This is a genomic window from Acidovorax bellezanensis (genome assembly GCF_025421555.1).
Taxonomy (GTDB): Bacteria; Pseudomonadota; Gammaproteobacteria; order Burkholderiales; family Burkholderiaceae_C; genus Comamonas; species Comamonas bellezanensis.
In genome coordinates this window covers 19,383-33,516 of sequence record NZ_JAODYH010000019.1, presented here as the reverse complement: position 1 = coordinate 33,516, position 14,134 = coordinate 19,383, and the positions used below count along the sequence as shown (strand labels likewise).

Here is a 14,134-nt window from a genome sequence, read left to right as displayed (position 1 = left end):
GTTGAGCAAGGACGAAGGCGGCCGCCACACTCCTTTCTTCAACAACTACCGCCCCCAGTTCTACTTCCGTACGACGGACGTGACCGGTGCGATCGAGTTGCCTGAAGGCAAGGAAATGGTCATGCCTGGCGATAACGTGTCGATCACTGTCAAGCTGATCGCTCCCATCGCCATGGAAGAAGGTCTGCGCTTCGCTATCCGCGAAGGCGGCCGTACCGTCGGTGCCGGCGTTGTTGCCAAGATCATTGCTTAATTCTTAGCACTACTAGGAATTAACCATGTCCAAGCAAAAAATCCGCATCCGCCTGAAGGCGTTCGATTACAAGCTGATTGACCAATCGGCTGCTGAAATCGTTGACACGGCCAAGCGCACCGGCGCGATCGTCAAGGGTCCCGTGCCCCTGCCGACCCGCATGAAGCGTTTCGACATCCTGCGTTCGCCCCACGTCAACAAGACCAGCCGCGACCAGCTCGAAATCCGTACCCACCAACGTCTGATGGACATTGTGGACCCTACGGACAAGACCGTTGACGCCCTGATGAAGCTGGACCTGCCAGCTGGCGTGGACGTCGAAATCAAGCTGCAATAAGTTCCTGACGGCTCTTCCGAGAGCCTTTCAAGGTCTTGATCTAACGCGAACTTGCTTGAAAAAGCGGTTCGCGTTAGAATTTGGGGCTTCGCCTTTTAGGGCGGAGTTTTATTAACCTTCTTTCGTGCGTCGGGTTCTTCGGAATCATGGATGCAACGCTGGGCCAATTGCAGTTACAGCGGCGAAAGTTTTGGAGCAAACAAATGAGTCTGAGCAACTCCCTGGGGTTGCTGGGTCGCAAGGTGGGCATGATGCGTCTGTTCACTGATGATGGGGACGCAGTGCCCGTCACGGTGGTGGATGTGTCCAACAACCGTGTGACCCAGGTCAAAACCCAAGAGAACGATGGCTACGTGGCCTTGCAGGTCACGTTCGGTTCGCGTCGCGCTTCGCGCGTGACCAAGCCACAAGCCGGCCACCTTGCCAAGGCAGGTGTTGAAGCCGGTGAAGTGACCCGTGAATTCCCCGTGACGGCTGAAGTTGCCGGTAAGTACGCTGCTGGCGCTACTTTGCCTGTCGCTGAACTGTTCACCGTGGGCCAGAAGGTGGACGTGCAAGGCACTTCCATTGGTAAGGGCTTCGCAGGCACGATCAAGCGTCACAACTTCCGTTCGCAGCGCGCTTCGCACGGTAACAGCCGTTCGCACAACGTCCCTGGTTCCATTTCGATGGCACAAGATCCAGGCCGCGTGTTCCCCGGCAAGAAGATGACGGGTCACATGGGCGACGAAACTGTGACGACGCAAAACCTCGACGTGGTTCGCATTGACGAAGCACGCCAACTGCTCTTGATCAAGGGCGCTGTTCCGGGCTCCAAGGGTGGCTTCGTGATGGTGCGTCCTGCAGTCAAGGCTAAACCTTCTCAAGGAGCGAACTAATGCAGCTCGAACTCCTGAATGAACAAGGCCAGGCAGCATCGTCTTTCGATGTGCCCGAAACTGTGTTCGGTCGTGAATTCAACGAAGACCTGATCCATCAACTGGTCGTCGCCTACCGTGCCAACGCACGTCAAGGCACGCGCGCCCAGAAGGATCGCGAGCAAGTCCGTCACTCGACGGCCAAGCCGTTCAAGCAAAAGGGTACGGGCCGCGCTCGTGCCGGTATGACGTCCTCGCCTCTGTGGCGTGGCGGCGGCCGCATCTTCCCAAATCTGCCTGAAGAAAACTTCACGCAGAAGATCAACAAGAAGATGTACCGCGCTGGCATGGCTTCCATCCTGTCGCAGCTGGCCCGTGAAGGCCGTCTGGCAGTCGTGGATTCGCTGACGCTGGATACGCCCAAGACCAAGGTGCTGGCCGACAAGTTCAAGGCCATGAACCTGGCTGAGTCGGTGATGGTGATCGCTGACGAAGTGGACGAAAACCTGTACCTTGCTTCCCGCAACCTGAAGAACGTGTTCGTTGTCGAACCACGTTATGCCGACCCCGTGTCGCTGGTGCATTACAAGAAAGTGCTCGTCACCAAGGGCGCAATCGACAAACTCAAGGAGATGTTCGCATGAGCACACTCAAGTTTGACGAAGGTCGTCTGATGCAAGTGCTGGTCGCTCCCATCGTGTCCGAAAAGGCCACCATGGTTGCTGAAAAGTCCAACGTCGTGACGTTCAAGGTGCTGCAGAGCGCTACCAAGCCCGAAATCAAGGCCGCTGTGGAATTGATGTTCAAGGTGGAAGTCGCGAAGATTTCTGTGCTGAACACCAAGGGCAAGACCAAGCGCTTCGGCAAGACCGTTGGCCGCCGCGACAATGTTCGCAAGGCCTACGTCATGCTCAAGCCAGGTCAAGAGCTGAATTTGTCTGGGGAGGCCGCTTAAATGGCAGTCATCAAACTCAAGCCCACGACGCCTGGTCAACGCGGTGCCGTCAAGGTCACCCGCGATCACCTGCACAAGGGCGAGCCGTATGCACCCCTGCTGGAACCTCAGTTCCAGAAGGCTGGTCGTAACAACAACGGCCACATCACCACCCGTCATAAGGGCGGTGGTCACAAGCATCACTACCGCGTGGTGGACTTCCGTCGCAACAAGGACGGCATCCCCGCAAAGGTCGAGCGTATTGAATACGATCCAAACCGTACGGCCCACATCGCTCTGGTGTGCTATGCCGACGGCGAGCGTCGTTACATCATTGCTCCTCGCAACCTGGAAGTGGGCGCATCCATTGTCAGCGGTTCGGAAGCTCCGATCCGTGTGGGCAACACCCTGCCTATCCGCAACATCCCCGTGGGCTCGACCATTCACTGCATCGAATTGCAAGTGGGCGGCGGTGCACAGATCGCGCGTTCCGCAGGTACCTCCGCCACGTTGCTGGCCCGTGAAGGCGTCTACGCTCAAGTGCGTATGCGTTCGGGCGAAGTGCGCAAGATTCACATCGAGTGCCGCGCAACCCTGGGCGAAGTCGCCAACGAAGAACACAGCCTGCGCCGTTTGGGCAAGGCCGGTGTGAAGCGCTGGATGGGTATTCGTCCTACCGTTCGCGGTGTGGTGATGAACCCTGTGGATCACCCGCACGGTGGTGGTGAAGGCAAGACCGGTGAAGGTCGTCACGCAGTTGACCCATGGGGCAATCTGACGAAGGGCTACCGTACCCGTAACAACAAGCGCACACAATCGATGATTGTGTCGCGTCGTAAAAAGTAAGGGGTAGCAAATGACTCGTTCTCTTAAAAAGGGTCCGTTTGTTGACCATCACTTGGTCGCAAAGGTCGAAAAGGCCGTCGCAACCAAGGACAAGAAGCCCGTCAAGACCTGGTCGCGTCGTTCCATGGTTCTGCCCGATTTCATCGGTCTGACCATTGCTGTGCACAACGGCAAGCAACACGTGCCGGTCTACGTTACCGACCAGATGGTGGGCCATAAGCTCGGCGAATTCGCCTTGACGCGCACCTTCAAGGGTCACCCCGCGGACAAAAAAGTCCAGAAGAAGTAAGGAACGACCATGTCTGAAACACGTGCAGTCCTCCGGGGCGTCCGTCTGTCGGTTGACAAAGGTCGCCTGGTCGCTGATTTGATCCGCGGCAAGAAGGTCGATCAAGCTCTGAACATCCTGACTTTCACGCAGAAAAAAGCTGCTGTGATCATCAAGAAGGTTCTCGAGTCCGCCATTGCCAACGCTGAGCACAACGACGGCGCCGACATCGACGATCTGAAGATCACCACGATCTACGTCGAACAAGGCACCACGCTCAAGCGCTTCACCGCGCGCGCCAAAGGCCGCGGCAATCGTATCAGCAAGCCCACGTGCCATGTGTACGTGACGGTTGGCAACTGAAAGGCCTGGAAGAATATGGGACAGAAAATCCATCCTACCGGCTTCCGTCTGGCTATTAGCCGGAACTGGGCCAGCCGTTGGTACGCAAGCAACCGTGACTTCGCCGGCATGCTGGCCGAAGACATCAAGGTTCGCGAGTACCTGAAGGCCAAGCTGAAGAACGCCGCCGTGTCGCGTATCCTGATCGAGCGTCCTGCAAAGAACGCCCGTATCACGATTTACTCGGCTCGTCCTGGTGTTGTGATCGGCAAGAAGGGTGAAGACATCGAGAACCTCAAGAAGGAACTCGCTATTCGCCTGGGCGTGCCAGTGGCAGTGAACATCGAAGAAGTGCGCAAGCCCGAAATCGATGCCAAGCTGGTTGCTGACTCGATCACCCAACAGCTCGAAAAACGCATCATGTTCCGCCGTGCCATGAAGCGCGCCATGCAAAACGCTATGCGTTTGGGCGCTCTGGGCATCAAGATCATGTCGTCGGGCCGTTTGAACGGTATCGAAATCGCTCGTTGTGAATGGTATCGCGAAGGTCGCGTGCCACTTCACACCCTGCGTGCCGACATCGACTATGGCTTCTCTGAAGCCAAGACCACCTACGGCATCATCGGTGTCAAGGTGTGGGTGTACAAGGGTGACACTCTGGGTCGCAACGATCTGCCTTTGGCAGAAACGCCGCGTCCTGATGATGAGCGTCGTCCCCGTGGTCCCCGTCGCGACAGCCGTAATGGCGATCGCAACGGTGCCCCCGGTCGTGGTGCACCTCGCCGCCCAGTGGGTGGCAACGTGGCTCCGGCCGACGGCAGCGATAAGCCTGCCGGCGCCGGTGCCGACACCAACGCCGTTAAGCGCGTTCGCAAGGCAGACGCGCCCGCTACAGCAGCGGACGGTAAAGGAGAATAAAGATGCTGCAACCTGCTCGCCGCAAATATCGCAAGGAGCAAAAGGGTCGCAACACCGGTATTGCAACGCGGGGTAACTCCGTTGCATTCGGTGACTTCGGCCTGAAATCCACGGACCGTGGCCGCTTGACGGCCCGTCAGATTGAAGCTGCACGTCGTGCAATTTCCCGTCACGTTAAGCGTGGTGGTCGTATCTGGATCCGTGTGTTCCCTGACAAGCCAATCTCTACCAAGCCCGCAGAAGTGCGTATGGGTAACGGTAAGGGCAACCCTGAGTACTACGTCGCTGAAATTCAGCCCGGCAAGGTACTCTACGAAATCGTGGGTGTGCCAGAAGAATTGGCACGTGAAGCGTTCCGCCTGGCTGCTGCCAAGCTGCCGCTGCGCACCACGTTCGTTGCACGCCACATTGGCGCTTAATCAGGAGAATTCAAAATGACGAAAACTACTGAATTGCGCCAAAAAGACGTTACCGGCCTGGAAGCCGAAATCAAGTCCTTGCAAAAGGCGCATTTCGGCCTGCGCATGCAGAAGGCTACGCAACAATTGGCAAACACGAATACGCTGCGCACTACGCGCCGCGACATCGCTCGCGCCAAGACCATCCTTGCTGAAAAGCAAGCTGCCAAGTAATAGGAGCCGACATGACGGAAGCTAAAAAATCCCTCAAGCGCACCTTGATTGGCAAGGTGGTCAGCGACAAGCGTCAAAAGACTGTGACCGTTCTGGTCGAACGCCGTGTGAAGCACGAGCTGTACGGCAAGATCGTTGGCAAGTCGAGCAAGTACCACGCACATGACGAAAATGGCGAGTACAAGCTGGGCGACACCATCGAAATCACGGAAAGCCGCCCGCTGTCCAAGACCAAGAACTGGGTTGCGACCCGTTTGGTGCAAAAGGCTGGCCTGCTCTAAAGCCTCTCAGGCCTTAGTGCTGCAAAGCTGAGAAAAACGACCCACAATGTGGGTCGTTTTTTCGTTTGGGCTGCGCATTCTGCGTTGGCCATTTTTCAGTCAAAAACCAGGAGCTAAATATGATCAAAGTTGGAGATACCCTGCCCGCCGTCACGCTGACAGAATTCGTTGCTGTGGAAGGCAACGGCTGCAGCATTGGCCCGAATGCGGTGAATGTGCAGGAAGCTGCTGCCGGCAAGACGATCGCCATCGTGGCCGTGCCCGGTGCTTTCACGCCTACCTGCTCCGAAAAGCACCTGCCAGGCTATGTGGCCCAGGCCGATGCGCTCAAGGCAGCTGGTGTCGACGAAATCTGGTGCCTGTCGGTCAATGACGCATTTGTGATGGGTGCCTGGGGCCGCGACCAGAACGTGGGCACCAAGGTGCGCATGATCGGTGACGGCGATGCCGCCTTCGCCAAGGCCACGGGCCTGACGCTGGATCTGAACGGCAAGGGCCTGGGTCTGCGCAGCAACCGTTACTCCATGCTGGTCAAGGACGGCAAGGTCGTCACGCTGAACGTCGAAGGCCCCGGCAAGTTCGAAGTCAGTGACGCCGCGACCATGCTGGCACAAGCCAAGGCCTGATAGGCCTGACCCTCGACCAGGACGTGCATGCAGCGCGGCCTGTGGCAGGAATGCAAAAGAGCGCCTAGGCGCTCTTTTTTTTGGCCGGCTATGCACCCCTCAGCAGCTCAGAACAGATCTGCCTTGAGGTAGTGGGCCCCGGCCATGGGATTGAAGTAAAAGGGCGGGATTTCCTCGAAGCCGAGCTCGGTGTAGAGCGCGCGCGCCGCTTCCATGTCGTCCAGGGTGTCGAGCAGCACGCAGTCGTAGCCAGACTGGCGCGCGATGTCCAGCATGGCGGCGGTGAGTTCGCGGCCCAGGCCGAAGCCACGGAAGGCCCGGCGCACGTACAGGCGCTTCATTTCGGCGGCGTTCGGGTAGTCGCTGGTGTCCAGCGGCCGCAGTGCGCAGCAACCGGCCAGCGCACCGTTGACGGTGGCCAGCAGCAATTGCCCGCGCGGCGGAGCGTATTCGCCGGGCAGGTGGGCTAGCTCGGCCGCGAAATTCTGAAAATGCAGGTCAATGCCCGTGCTGTCGGCGTATTCCTGGAAGATCTGCCGAACAGTGGCCAGATCTTGCGGAAAATTCGCTGCCAGCAGGGCCACAGAAGGCTTGTCCACAGTCGGAGCGCAAAAACAACGGAACCCGCAGTGTAGCCGGATGTGGGCGTTGGGGTGAAGGCGTCAAACCCCTGCCAGGCTACCAATGCCCCAGGAGCAGGCTGCACAGACCATGGCGATGGCCAGGGCGAGCAGGCGGTGCCGGGCATTGTCCGCGGCGGGCGGCAGGGGCTGGGGCAGCTCGCGGTCGCCGGTGAGCATGGCGCGCACCAGGGGGCGGCGGCGCACCAGTGCGTAATAGGCGACGGCCAGCAGGTGCAGTCCCAGCAGCGCCAGCAGCAGGTACTGGCCGAGTTCGGCATGCCAGCGGGTGGCGGCATCGACGATGTCCCCGGACACCCGGTTGCTCAGGGGCCCGGCAAAGAAGATGGCGTCATCGCTGAACAGGCCCGTGCCCACCTGGGCGAGCAGAGCGGCCAGCATGGCAAACACCGACAGTGCGCCCAGCGGGCTGTGGCCGGCGTGGTCTTCGGTGCGGTGCTGGCCGCGCAGGTAGTTCAGCAACCGGCGCGGGGAGTGCACGAATTGGCGAAAGCGCGACCAGCGTCCGCCGACGAAGCCCCAGACCAGCCGGAACAGCAGCAGTGCCAGCACGACCTGGCCCAGTTGCAGATGCCAGAGCATGGCATTGCCGCCGATCTTGGCGGTGATGATCATGGCCACGGTGCTGGCAGCCAGTGCCCAGTGGAACAGGCGGGTTGGAAGATCCCAGATGCGGACGGTATGGAGCATGGCGGTGCGGTACAAGGCGTTGGCGGTGGATGGTTTCAGTCGCCAAGGATAGCGAATGTGGCGCTGGATGACGGATGCAACAGGGGCTGGCGCGACCCGCCGGCCATCCTGGATAATCCTACGCTGTGATTGAGGTTTTTGCGTGCCACCACAAAGGAAGTCCCATGAAAGTAATCAGCATCCTGGCCCTCGCGGCCTTCTCCGCCACCTTGAGCCTGCCTGCGGCGGCGCAATTCGCCAAGGCGGAGGATGCCATCCACTATCGCCAGGCCGCGCTCGCGGTGATGGGCGAGCATTTCGGCCGCCTGGGCGCCATGTCCAAGGGTGCGGTGCCGTTTGATGCCAAGTCGGCCCAGGACAGTGCCGAAGTGGTGCTGTTCATGTCCAAGCTGCCTTGGGCGGGCTTTGGTCCAGGCACTGAAGGCGGCAAGGCCAAGCCCAGCATCTGGACGGAAAACGCCAAGTTCAAGGACCATGCCAGCAAGCTTGAAGGCGAAGCCGTCAAGCTGGCGGCTGCCGCGAAGCAGGGCGATCTGGCCAGCCTGAAGGCCGCATTCGGCGCCACGGCCGGCAGCTGCAAGGCCTGCCACGACAGCTTCCGGAATCGCTGATCCGTGAATAAAAAACGCCCGCGGCCAAAAGCCAGCGGGCGTTTTTTTGTCAGCCGGACTGCGGAAAACTCAGGTCTCGGCCAGCAGCTTTTCGATCAGCTGGTGCAGCTCGGGGAAGTTGGGTGCGCCCACATAGCTTTTGACGATTTCGCCGCGCTTGTTGACGATGAAGGTCGACGGCGTGAGCTTCACATCGCCCCATTGCTGGGCGACCTTGCCCGTATTGTCTATGGCCACCTTGAACGGCAGCTGGCGGCTTTGCGCGAAGTTCACCACATAGCTGGGCGGGTCGTAGCTCATGGCCACGGCCATGGTCTCGAAGCCCTTGGCCTGGTATTTGTTGTAGGTGGCGATGATCTCGGGCATTTCCGCCACGCAGGTGGTGCAACTGGTGGCCCAGAAGTTGACCAGAGTGACCTTGCCCTTCAGGTCGGCCGTAGTGTGCTGGCTGCCATCGAGCAGCACAAAAGTCGACGCCGGTGCCGGGCTGGTGCCCGCGCCCAGGTAAATGAAGCCGCCGATGCCCGCGACGGCGGCGAGCGCCACGCCCGCGATCCATGTTTTGATTGCCATGTGTCGATTGTGCCCAAAGCTGCCGAGAATTCAGCGGTTGAGGGTTATGAGTGCGGGAGGGCGGCGAAAGTTCGCGCTTTTCCATGACTTGCCGCAAAGTACCAGGCGTGCCGCCTGCGTCAGGTTTGCCAGGGACGGGCGGCTGAGAGCCATAATGCCGTACCTCCTACGGTTGTTTCATGAAAACGCGCATTCTCCTCATCACCCACGCTCCGCTGGCCCAGGCGCTGCGGGAGTGTGCGCTGCACGTATTTGCCGACAGCGCTGCCGATGTGCTGGCACTGGATGTGCCGGCAGAGGAAAGCCCCGAAGCTTCGCTGGTGCGCGCGCGCGCCTTGCTGGGCGAGAGCGGCGAGCCCGTGCTGGTGCTCACGGATGTGCTGGGCGCCACGCCTTGCAACGTAGCCCAGCGCCTGGTGTCCGGTCGGGCGGCGCAATTGGTCGCGGGCGTGAACCTGCCCATGCTGCTGCGGGCCGTGTGCTATCGCAATGAGACGCTGGAAACCGTTGCCGAGCGGGCGATTGCCGGCGGTACCCAGGGGGTGGTGGCCGTCGGCGACGCCCCCTTGCAGAATCTGAATCCCTGTTCCCCTCCATGATCAAGACCACAACAACCATCATCAATAAATTGGGTCTGCACGCGCGGGCATCGGCCAAACTCACCAAGCTTGCGGGCAGCTATCCCTGCGAAGTGTGGATGACCAAGGGGGAGCGGCGCATCAATGCCAAAAGCATCATGGGCGTGATGATGCTGGCCGCAGGCATAGGCACGCAGGTAGAGCTGGAAACCAACGGCGAGCAGGCGCAGGAAGCCATGGATGCGCTGCTGGCATTGATTCAAGACAAGTTTGGCGAAGGCCAATGAGTTGGTTGCGCTGCTGCGGTAGCGCGCCAGACTGACTGAAGGACAGTCCGGATGACATTTGCAATTCACGGCCTGGCGGTCTCCCGGGGCATTGCCATCGGGCGGGCGGTGCTGGTGGCTTCGAGTCGCATCGAAGTGCTGCACTATTTCATTGGCCCGGCCGAAGTGCCGGCGGAGATCGTGCGCGCCCGCACGGCGCGCCACGCGGTGATCGAAGAGCTGCAGCGTCTGCAGACCGAGATGCCGCATGATGCGCCAGCAGAGCTGGATGCGCTGCTCGATGTGCACCTGATGCTGCTGCAGGATGAATCGCTGGTACACGGCGTCGAGCACTGGATCCGTGAGCGGCTGTACAACGCAGAGTGGGCGCTCACAACGCAGTTGGAGGCCATTTCTCGACAGTTCGATGAAATGGAGGACGACTATCTGCGCGAGCGCAAGGCCGATCTCGAGCAGGTGGTGGACCGCATTCTGCGCCACATGAAAGGCGTGGCCAGCCCGGTGGCATCGCCGCGCAAGGCGGCGGCGGCCTTGCCTGGAGCGACTCCGGAAGTGCCCTTGATCCTGGTGGCGCAAGACCTGTCGCCGGCCGACATGCTGCATTTCAAGAGCAGTGTGTTCGTGGGTTTTGTGACGGCGGTGGGCGGCAAGACTTCGCACACCGCGATCGTCGCGCGCAGCATGGACATTCCGGCCGTGGTCGGCGCGCGCGCGGCCAGCCAATTGGTGCGCCAGGACGACTGGCTGATCATCGACGGCAACGCCGGCGTGGTGATCGTCGATCCTTCGCCCCAGATTCTGGCCGAGTACGAAGTGCGCCAGCAAGAGAACGCGCTCGAGCGGGCCTGCCTGGCGCGTTTGCGGCATACGCCGGCAGTGACGCTGGATGGTGAGGCCGTCGAGCTGCTGGCCAACATCGAGCAGCCCGGCGATGGCCCCGCGGCCTTGCTGGCCGGAGCGCAGGGTGTGGGACTGTTTCGCAGTGAATTCCTGTTCATGGGGCGCGACAGCCCCTTGCCCGGGGAGGAGGAGCAGTACCAGGCCTACCGCCAGGCCGTTGAGGGCATGCAGGGCCTGCCCGTGACCATACGCACCATCGACGTAGGCGCGGACAAGCCGCTGGACAAGGGGCAGGCCAAGGAATACTCGCTCAACCCCGCGCTGGGTCTGCGGGCCATCCGCTGGAGCCTGGCCGATCCGGCCATGTTCCGCACCCAGTTGCGCGCCGTGCTGCGGGCGGCCGTGCACGGGCCGGTGAGCCTGCTGTTTCCCATGCTGGCCCACCAGCGTGAAATCGAGCAGACGCTGGCCCAGGTGGCCCTGGCCCGGGCGGAGCTCGATGCCCGCGGCATGGCCTATGGCGCCGTGCAGCTGGGCGCGATGATAGAGATTCCGGCGGCGGCGATGATGGTGCGCATGTTCCTGCGCTTCTTCGACTTTCTGTCCATTGGCACCAACGATTTGATCCAGTACACGCTGGCCATCGACCGTGCGGACGAAGCCGTGGCGCATTTGTACGATCCCCTGCACCCGGCGGTGCTGCGCCTGGTGGCTGACGTGATCGCCGAAGGGCGGCGCCAAGGCAAGAGCATTTGCGTCTGCGGCGAAGTGGCGGGCGACGTCGCCATGACGCGGCTGCTGCTGGGCCTGGGGCTGCGCAGCTTTTCCATGCACCCGGCGCAAATCCTGGCGGTGAAGCAGGAAGTGTTGCGCGCCGATGCCGGCCAGCTCGCAGCCTGGGCGCAGGCGGTCGTCGAGGCCGACGACCCGGCGGCCATTCTCGAGCTCGGTGCTGCCAGCGAAGTGCCAGAAAGCGCTTAAAACGACGCACTGGGCGCCGCCGCATCATGATGTGGCGTTATTTTTATTTAATTGAGATTGCTTCTCATTTGTGTTGTATGATTCAAGCACTGGCTGGCACTGCTCCTGGTGGGAAAGGTGCTCAGTCCAACTCAGTTTCATCGTGGGGCGACTCGTAGGCCTGTTAAGCCTTCAGTCGTTTTTTGCCAGCCAGCGGTTCGCCGGTTAGCCAGGCATTTTTTTGATGACGCTTCTGACGCAAGCCTTCCTCTGGAAGGCTTTGTCGTTTCTGGAGTGGATTGGCGAAAAAAAAGGCTGCCGAAGCAGCCTTTTCATGCGCAGTGGAATCTCAGACGCCTGCGGCGTGGGCCTGCTCGTCGGCGTGGTAGCTCGAACGCACCATGGCGCCGACAGCCGCGTGGCTGAAGCCCATCTTGTAGGCTTCTTCCTCGAACATCTTGAATGTGTCGGGGTGCACGTAGCGGCGCACCGGCAGATGGCTGTTCGACGGCGAGAGGTACTGGCCTATGGTCAGCATGTCGATGTCGTGGGCGCGCATGTCGCGCATCACCTGCAGGATTTCCTCGTCCGTCTCGCCCAGGCCGACCATGATGCCGCTCTTGGTGGGCACATTCGGGTGCAAGGCCTTGAATTTCTTCAGCAGGTTCAGGCTGAACTGGTAGTCGGAGCCGGGGCGCGCTTCCTTGTACAGGCGCGGCGCGGTTTCGAGGTTGTGGTTCATCACGTCGGGTGGAGCCGACTTGAGGATTTCCAGCGCGCGGTCATCGCGGCCGCGGAAGTCGGGCACAAGGATCTCGATCTGCGTTGTTGGCGACAGTTCGCGGATGTTCTTGATGCATTCGACGAAATGGCCGCTGCCGCCGTCGCGCAGGTCATCGCGGTCGACACTGGTGATCACCACGTACTTGAGGCGCAACTGGGCAATGGTCTTGGCCAGGTTCAGCGGCTCGTCGACATCCAGCGGGTCGGGGCGGCCATGGCCCACGTCGCAGAACGGGCAGCGGCGCGTGCACTTGTCGCCCATGATCATGAACGTGGCCGTGCCCTTGCCGAAGCATTCGCCGATGTTCGGGCAACTGGCTTCCTCGCAGACCGTGTGCAGCTTGTTTTCGCGCAGGATGTCCTTGATTTCGTAGAAGCGGGTCGTGGGCGATCCGGCCTTGACGCGGATCCACTCCGGCTTCTTGAGCACTTCGCCCTGCTCGACCTTGATGGGAATACGCGACAGTTTGGCCGCGGCCTTTTGCTTGGCCAGCGGGTTGTAGGTGGCTGCGGACTGTGCTTCGCGAACGACGTCTGTGGTGCTCATGGCTCTTAGGTATCAGGGGGCGAGCCGGATTTCCAGCTGTCGGCCAAGCACATGCGCAGCCTCGTCCCAGGTTGTCTGGACCCCGATTGTAGAAAGATCCACGCTGGGCAGCCCGGCATAGCCACAAGGGTTGATGCGCGAATAGGGCTCTAGGTCCATGGCCACGTTCAGCGCCAGGCCGTGGTAGGTGCAGTGGCGGCTGACTTTGATGCCCAAGGCGGCGATCTTGCCCAGGCCCGTGAAGTCGGGTTGCGGCGCTGCGCTGCCCGGTGTCTGGTGCTGGGGGCGCTGCTCCAGCATGGCGTGGCTGCGCGGGTCGTCCAGACGCACGTAGATGCCGGGCGCGCCCGCCACGCGGTGGCCGGTGACGTCGAAATGGGCCAGCGTGCGGATCACGGCCTCTTCCAGGCGGTAGACGTATTCCTTGACGAAATAGCCCCGGCGCTGCAGGTCCAGCAGCGGATAGGCCACGACCTGGCCCGGGCCATGGTAGGTGACCTGGCCGCCGCGGTTGGTGGCCACGACGGGAATGTCGCCCGGCATGAGCACATGGTCGGATTTGCCGGCCAGCCCCTGGGTGAAATGCGGCGCGTGTTCGCAAAGCCACAGTGCATCGGGCGTGTCCGCTGTGCGCTGCTGCGTGAAGTCCTGCATGGCCTGCACGGTGGCCTGGTAGTCGGTGCGGCCGAGCAGCCGCGTATCGCAAAAAGCGCTCATCTCAGCTGTCCATGGTGCATCGCGCCGCGCACGACGCAGAAAACTGGCGCGACCCAACATGGGGGCGCCGAGCAAGGGCCGCCCCGCAGCGATGGCGTCGTCCCCCTCCACCGCAGGTTGAGAGGGGGAAGCCGCGCCAGCGGCTCAGGGGGTGTTTCAAAGCACCACTTTCACGTGCGGATCGGACGTCAGGGCGCGGTAGAGGTTGTCGAGTTGCTCGCGGCTGGTGGCCGTGACGGTGATGGTCACGCCCAGGTACTTGCCGGTGCTGCTGGGGCGCAGCTCGATGGTGGAGGCGTCGAACGTCGGGTCGAACTGGTGGGCAATGCCGGTGATCACCGAGACCAGGTTGTCGTGTTTAAGCCCCATGACCTTGATCGGAAACAGCGAGGGGTATTCGATCAGCGACTCCTTGCGCGGGTCGCTGCCGTCGCCTGCGGCCGTGTCGATGGAGGCGGAAGGGGGGAGGGAAGATGACGCTGTCATGGCTGAGACTTTCAAAGGTTAATACCTTGTCGAAACCGCTAATTTTGCGGTAACGTTTCGCTGTTTTGGCAGGCTTTTTTCGCAGAAAAAGCCTATACGTGGCAAAGGCTTAGCCGCATTGTTGTAT

At 61.0% G+C, this 14,134-nt stretch carries 22 protein-coding genes and 1 pseudogene; 17 read left to right on the top strand and 6 right to left on the bottom strand.

Translation table 11 applies throughout. The features are described from left to right. The 13 genes from N0K08_RS22965 to N0K08_RS22905 form a co-directional block, all read left to right on the top strand. The coding region (locus N0K08_RS22965) for an EF-Tu C-terminal domain-related protein (protein ID WP_456301238.1) at window positions 1-253 on the top strand (253 nt) is incomplete at its 5' end. Between the two features lie 25 nt (window positions 254-278). Beyond that, window positions 279-590, top strand: coding sequence for a 30S ribosomal protein S10 (rpsJ, locus tag N0K08_RS22960; RefSeq protein ID WP_005796953.1), 312 nt, complete (start codon window positions 279-281; stop codon window positions 588-590). Window positions 591-793: 203 nt separating this feature from the next. Beyond that, window positions 794-1,468, top strand: a complete 675-nt coding sequence (rplC, locus tag N0K08_RS22955; protein WP_261502761.1) for a 50S ribosomal protein L3 — start codon at window positions 794-796, stop codon at window positions 1,466-1,468. After that, window positions 1,468-2,091: a 50S ribosomal protein L4 gene (rplD, locus tag N0K08_RS22950; RefSeq protein WP_159917961.1), complete on the top strand. Its 624-nt coding sequence runs from the start codon at window positions 1,468-1,470 to the stop codon at window positions 2,089-2,091. Before rplC ends, rplD begins: the two co-directional genes overlap by 1 nt. Further along, window positions 2,088-2,402, top strand: a complete 315-nt coding sequence (gene rplW / locus N0K08_RS22945) for a 50S ribosomal protein L23 (protein ID WP_261502760.1) — start codon at window positions 2,088-2,090, stop codon at window positions 2,400-2,402. Before rplD ends, rplW begins: the two co-directional genes overlap by 4 nt. Next, the gene (rplB, locus tag N0K08_RS22940) at window positions 2,403-3,227 is read left to right on the top strand and encodes a 50S ribosomal protein L2 (protein ID WP_213304174.1); all 825 of its coding nucleotides are present in this window, start codon (window positions 2,403-2,405) and stop codon (window positions 3,225-3,227) included. Between the two features lie 10 nt (window positions 3,228-3,237). Beyond that, a complete protein-coding gene (gene rpsS, locus N0K08_RS22935) occupies window positions 3,238-3,516 on the top strand; it encodes a 30S ribosomal protein S19 (RefSeq protein WP_159917964.1) in 279 nt (92 codons plus the stop codon). A 9-nt stretch (window positions 3,517-3,525) separates the two neighbouring features. Beyond that, window positions 3,526-3,858 (top strand): 50S ribosomal protein L22, encoded by a 333-nt coding sequence (gene rplV / locus N0K08_RS22930; protein WP_159917965.1) that lies wholly within the window; start codon window positions 3,526-3,528, stop codon window positions 3,856-3,858. A gap of 15 nt (window positions 3,859-3,873) precedes the next feature. Continuing rightward, entirely contained in the window at window positions 3,874-4,755 is an 882-nt protein-coding gene (rpsC, locus tag N0K08_RS22925) for a 30S ribosomal protein S3 (RefSeq protein ID WP_261502758.1), read from the top strand. A 2-nt stretch (window positions 4,756-4,757) separates the two neighbouring features. After that, window positions 4,758-5,174, top strand: coding sequence for a 50S ribosomal protein L16 (rplP, locus tag N0K08_RS22920; RefSeq protein WP_261502757.1), 417 nt, complete (start codon window positions 4,758-4,760; stop codon window positions 5,172-5,174). A gap of 15 nt (window positions 5,175-5,189) precedes the next feature. Then, on the top strand, window positions 5,190-5,387 hold the full coding sequence (rpmC, locus tag N0K08_RS22915; RefSeq protein WP_159917968.1) for a 50S ribosomal protein L29: 198 nt from the start codon (window positions 5,190-5,192) through the stop codon (window positions 5,385-5,387). 11 nt (window positions 5,388-5,398) lie between these two features. Then, on the top strand, window positions 5,399-5,668 hold the full coding sequence (gene rpsQ / locus N0K08_RS22910) for a 30S ribosomal protein S17 (protein ID WP_261502756.1): 270 nt from the start codon (window positions 5,399-5,401) through the stop codon (window positions 5,666-5,668). 119 nt (window positions 5,669-5,787) lie between these two features. Further along, a complete protein-coding gene (locus N0K08_RS22905) occupies window positions 5,788-6,294 on the top strand; it encodes a peroxiredoxin (protein ID WP_261502755.1) in 507 nt (168 codons plus the stop codon). A gap of 107 nt (window positions 6,295-6,401) precedes the next feature. Here N0K08_RS22905 and N0K08_RS22900 read toward each other — a convergent pair whose 3' ends face one another. Both N0K08_RS22900 and N0K08_RS22895 read right to left on the bottom strand, forming a co-directional pair. Then, window positions 6,402-6,893, bottom strand: a complete 492-nt coding sequence (locus N0K08_RS22900) for a GNAT family N-acetyltransferase (protein WP_261502754.1) — start codon at window positions 6,891-6,893, stop codon at window positions 6,402-6,404. A gap of 63 nt (window positions 6,894-6,956) precedes the next feature. After that, window positions 6,957-7,625 (bottom strand): cytochrome b/b6 domain-containing protein, encoded by a 669-nt coding sequence (locus N0K08_RS22895; protein WP_261502753.1) that lies wholly within the window; start codon window positions 7,623-7,625, stop codon window positions 6,957-6,959. Between the two features lie 164 nt (window positions 7,626-7,789). Between N0K08_RS22895 and N0K08_RS22890 the strand changes: the two genes are divergently transcribed. After that, window positions 7,790-8,236: a c-type cytochrome gene (locus N0K08_RS22890; RefSeq protein ID WP_261502752.1), complete on the top strand. Its 447-nt coding sequence runs from the start codon at window positions 7,790-7,792 to the stop codon at window positions 8,234-8,236. A 69-nt stretch (window positions 8,237-8,305) separates the two neighbouring features. Here N0K08_RS22890 and N0K08_RS22885 read toward each other — a convergent pair whose 3' ends face one another. Continuing rightward, window positions 8,306-8,809: a peroxiredoxin family protein gene (locus tag N0K08_RS22885; RefSeq protein WP_261502751.1), complete on the bottom strand. Its 504-nt coding sequence runs from the start codon at window positions 8,807-8,809 to the stop codon at window positions 8,306-8,308. 179 nt (window positions 8,810-8,988) lie between these two features. Here N0K08_RS22885 and N0K08_RS22880 point away from each other — a divergent pair. The 3 genes and pseudogenes from N0K08_RS22880 (at window position 8,989) to ptsP (ending at window position 11,495) form a co-directional block, all read left to right on the top strand. Continuing rightward, window positions 8,989-9,436, top strand: a pseudogene (locus N0K08_RS22880) (PTS sugar transporter subunit IIA). Continuing rightward, the gene (locus tag N0K08_RS22875) at window positions 9,405-9,674 is read left to right on the top strand and encodes an HPr family phosphocarrier protein (RefSeq protein ID WP_261502750.1); all 270 of its coding nucleotides are present in this window, start codon (window positions 9,405-9,407) and stop codon (window positions 9,672-9,674) included. The pseudogene N0K08_RS22880 and the gene N0K08_RS22875 overlap by 32 nt, the downstream one beginning before the upstream one ends. A gap of 51 nt (window positions 9,675-9,725) precedes the next feature. Beyond that, entirely contained in the window at window positions 9,726-11,495 is a 1,770-nt protein-coding gene (ptsP, locus tag N0K08_RS22870; protein WP_261502749.1) for a phosphoenolpyruvate--protein phosphotransferase, read from the top strand. Between the two features lie 328 nt (window positions 11,496-11,823). On the opposite strand, the gene lipA is transcribed toward ptsP, so the two are convergent. The 3 genes from lipA to N0K08_RS22855 all read right to left on the bottom strand — a co-directional run bounded on the left by lipA (window position 11,824) and on the right by N0K08_RS22855 (window position 14,007). Beyond that, complete coding sequence (gene lipA, locus N0K08_RS22865; RefSeq protein ID WP_261502748.1) at window positions 11,824-12,804, bottom strand: lipoyl synthase; 981 nt, start codon at window positions 12,802-12,804, stop codon at window positions 11,824-11,826. A gap of 12 nt (window positions 12,805-12,816) precedes the next feature. Then, a complete protein-coding gene (lipB, locus tag N0K08_RS22860; RefSeq protein ID WP_261502747.1) occupies window positions 12,817-13,521 on the bottom strand; it encodes a lipoyl(octanoyl) transferase LipB in 705 nt (234 codons plus the stop codon). A gap of 156 nt (window positions 13,522-13,677) precedes the next feature. Beyond that, complete coding sequence (locus tag N0K08_RS22855) at window positions 13,678-14,007, bottom strand: YbeD family protein (protein WP_261502746.1); 330 nt, start codon at window positions 14,005-14,007, stop codon at window positions 13,678-13,680. Window positions 14,008-14,134 lie beyond the last annotated feature (127 nt).